Below are 3,133 nucleotides of genomic sequence, written 5' to 3'. Positions count from 1 at the left end.
TACAGCCAGCCTGAACGCTTGAAGCTGGCCCACAAACTTGTACACCCCACCGCAATAAACCCCAGCACCGCAAAATAGCCGTAGTGCCACTGCAGCTCCGGCATGTTCTGGAAGTTCATCCCGTAAATCCCGGCCACCGCCGTCGGGAACGCCAGAATCGCTGCCCACGCGGCAAACTTGCGTTGCACCACGCTTTGGCGCGAGGCTTCCAGCAACACCCCAATCTCGATGGTCTGGCTGGCGATATCCCGCAAGGTGGTCAGGTCTTCCATCTGCCGGGTGACGTGAATCTGCACATCGCGAAAGTACGGACGCATGTTCTTGTCGATAAACGGGAAGCTCAGTTTCTGCAATTCCTGACTGATCTCCACCATCGGTGCCACATAGCGCTTCAGTCGCAGCACATCGCGGCGCAGGCCGTGGAGCTTCTGGATATCCGCTTCACTCAGGGAGTTGCACAACACGTTGCGCTCCAGCTCATCGACCTCGGCATGAATCGCCTCGCTCACCGGCTGGTAGTTCTCGGTAACAAAATCCAGCAGCGCATAGAGTACGAAATCTTCCCCATGCTCCAGCAACAGCGGCCGCGCCTCACAGCGCTGGCGCACATAGCCGTAGGATGCCGAGTGGCCGTTGCGGGCGGTGATGATGTAGCCGTTGCCGGCAAAGATATGGGTTTCGATAAACTCCAGCTTGCCGTTATCGCGCACCGGTGAGTAGGTCACGATAAACAGCGCGTCGCCGAAGGTTTCAAGCTTGGGACGGCTGTGTTTTTCCAGGGCGTCTTCGATGGCCAGTTCGTGCAGGTTGAACTGGCGCTGCAGGTTGGCCAGTTCCAGCGCGCTGGGCTCCTCCAGGCCGATCCACACAAAGTGGTCAGGCTTGGCGGCCCACGCGGCGCCTTCGTCGAGGGTGATATCGGTGACTTTCTTACCGGCGCTATAGACGGCGGCCGCAACAACTCTACCCATAGTGCTGATCGCTTCTTCTTGAATGGCAGATGACAACTGTCAGGCAGCTTAGCTGCCCTGCCCAATCAGAGTCAGCAAATTCGGCGGGGTTCAGCCGTGATTGCAGGCGTGGTTTGCAGCTCGCGGTCCATCGCCTCGATGCAGTCGCGCATTTGCTCGCGGCAGGTCTGCATTAACAGCGGCATGTCATCCATCGTCAGCCCCTTCGTAGGAATCGGCGGCAACGAGCGAATCAGAATATCGCCACTGTTCCAGCTATTGAGCTTCATCTGCTTCACATAGGTGCTGACACACACCTGCACAATCGGCACGCCTGCGGCGATCGCCATCTGGAACGCGCCTTTCTTGAACGGCAGCAGGGTTTCACCGAAGTTGCGCGTGCCTTCCGGGAACACCCAGATCGAGGTGTTGGCATGCGCCAAGGTGTGGGTGGTGGTCAGCATCGAACGCCGCGCCTTGTGCGCATTGCCCCGGTCGATCAACACATTGCCCGCCAGCCAGAACAACTGTCCGAACAACGGCACCCACTTCAGGCTCTTCTTGCCGATACACACCGTGCGGTACGGCACCACGGTGCCGAACACAAACAGGTCGTAGTTGGATTGATGGTTGGCGATGATCACGCAACTGCTGGGCTTGTGACGCAGCGAGTCGACATCGGCCTTCACTCGCAGGCGCAATAGCCACATCGCCGGCACCGCATACAGGCGCGCGCAGTAACGGCTGTTGTCCGGATTGAACGGCCGACAGATCCCCAGCAGCACGCCCAGTACGCCCGCAATCATAAAATGCAGGCCCATCAACAACATGCGTAACAAAAAAAGCATCGACACAGCCCATCGGGACAAAAGGTGGCGCAGTGTACGGATGTGCACTGTATTCGGCAATTGCCCCTATAGAGTCGGAAGATAGGCGATGTTTAAGCGCATGTTTCAACGTGCCGTGACAGACACCGCCTAGAGCGGTTGTAGGCAATCCGGAATTCTTTGTAAGAAAAAGCCCGACTCAAGGTCGGGCTTCGATTCAGCAGGCGTAGGTTTGATTAACCCAAGTGCCCCTGATCCTGAATGATCGCGTCATCCAGGGCTTCCAGCAGCGCCTTACGCACCTTCAGCTTGGTGTGTTTGTGGGCGTTCATATTGATCTTCTTCAGTTGGCGAGCGGCTTCCAGCGCCGCGGCCTGCAACTCTTCCGGCGCGACCACCTTATCCAGGAACCCGGCGCCCAATGCGTCCTGCGGGTTAAACATCTCGGCATTGATCACCGAACGGTGGAACGCCGACTTACGCAGACGATCCCGCGCCAGCTCGATCCCGGCGTGGTGCATGGTCATGCCGATCATCACTTCATTCAGGCCAATGCTGAAAGGCCCGTCCACACCGATTCGGTAATCTGCCGACAGCAACAGGAACGCGCCCTTGGCCACCGCGTGCCCGGGGCACGCCACGATCACCGGGAACGGGTGCGACAACAGGCGGCGGGCGAGGGTGGAGCCCGACGTCACCAGGCTTACCGCTTCTTTAGGGCCGGCGGTCATCACCTTCAAATCATAGCCACCGGACAAAATCCCCGGCGTGCCCGTGATGATCACCACCGCCCGATCCTTCTCGGCCTGATCCAGCGCTTGATTAAACGCACTGACCACTGCCGGCGAAATGGCATTCACCTTGCCGTTGCTCAGGGTCAGGGTCGCGATACCGTCTTCGAGGTGGTAGGCAATCAACTCACTCATGACGCGATTCCTTGTAATGCTTGTAATAGAAGGACAGACGGCAGACGTTACCCACCGCGCCCGCCCTGGTAAAGCGCCATGACTGACTACCCAGTCAGACTTTTCCCCCATGCCCGCCCGCAGGCGGCCTTCGGCAAGGCGCAGCAGCTACTATAGACAAGCGCCGTGAGTGCCCGAGAATGGCAGAATCGCCGTGGTGTGCATGGCGCCGCAGAGGTCTGGAACGGCATAACCGCCTAAGCGCATGAAAATTCTGAAAAAAACCTTTGCCATCGGAAAAGCTTTCGACTACATTAGCGCGCCTCGACAGACTGAATCAGTTTGACGAGATACGGTGAAGTGTCCGAGTGGCTTAAGGAGCACGCCTGGAAAGTGTGTATACAAGAAATTGTATCGAGAGTTCGAATCTCTCCTTCACCGCCAAATTCGA

At 57.9% G+C, this 3,133-nt stretch carries 3 protein-coding genes and 1 tRNA gene; 1 reads left to right on the top strand and 3 read right to left on the bottom strand.

What is annotated here, in order from left to right; all coding sequences use genetic code 11:
* The 3 genes from JV201_RS21460 to JV201_RS21450 form a co-directional block, all read right to left on the bottom strand.
* Positions 1 to 971: magnesium and cobalt transport protein CorA (locus JV201_RS21460; RefSeq protein WP_004371189.1), on the bottom strand; the 971-nt coding region annotated here is incomplete at its 3' end.
* Between the two features lie 71 nt (positions 972 to 1,042).
* Entirely contained in the window at positions 1,043 to 1,798 is a 756-nt protein-coding gene (locus JV201_RS21455) for a 1-acyl-sn-glycerol-3-phosphate acyltransferase (RefSeq protein WP_219406024.1), read from the bottom strand.
* A gap of 215 nt (positions 1,799 to 2,013) precedes the next feature.
* On the bottom strand, positions 2,014 to 2,703 hold the full coding sequence (locus JV201_RS21450; RefSeq protein WP_102369687.1) for a crotonase/enoyl-CoA hydratase family protein: 690 nt from the start codon (positions 2,701 to 2,703) through the stop codon (positions 2,014 to 2,016).
* A 333-nt stretch (positions 2,704 to 3,036) separates the two neighbouring features.
* On the opposite strand from JV201_RS21450, the gene JV201_RS21445 reads away from it, so the two are divergent.
* A tRNA-Ser gene (locus tag JV201_RS21445) sits at positions 3,037 to 3,126 on the top strand.
* Positions 3,127 to 3,133: the final 7 nt, after the last annotated feature.

It is taken from the genome of Pseudomonas sp. Colony2 (assembly GCF_019382755.1).
Taxonomy (GTDB): domain Bacteria; phylum Pseudomonadota; class Gammaproteobacteria; order Pseudomonadales; family Pseudomonadaceae; genus Aquipseudomonas.
This window is presented reverse-complemented; position numbering and strand designations above follow the sequence as displayed.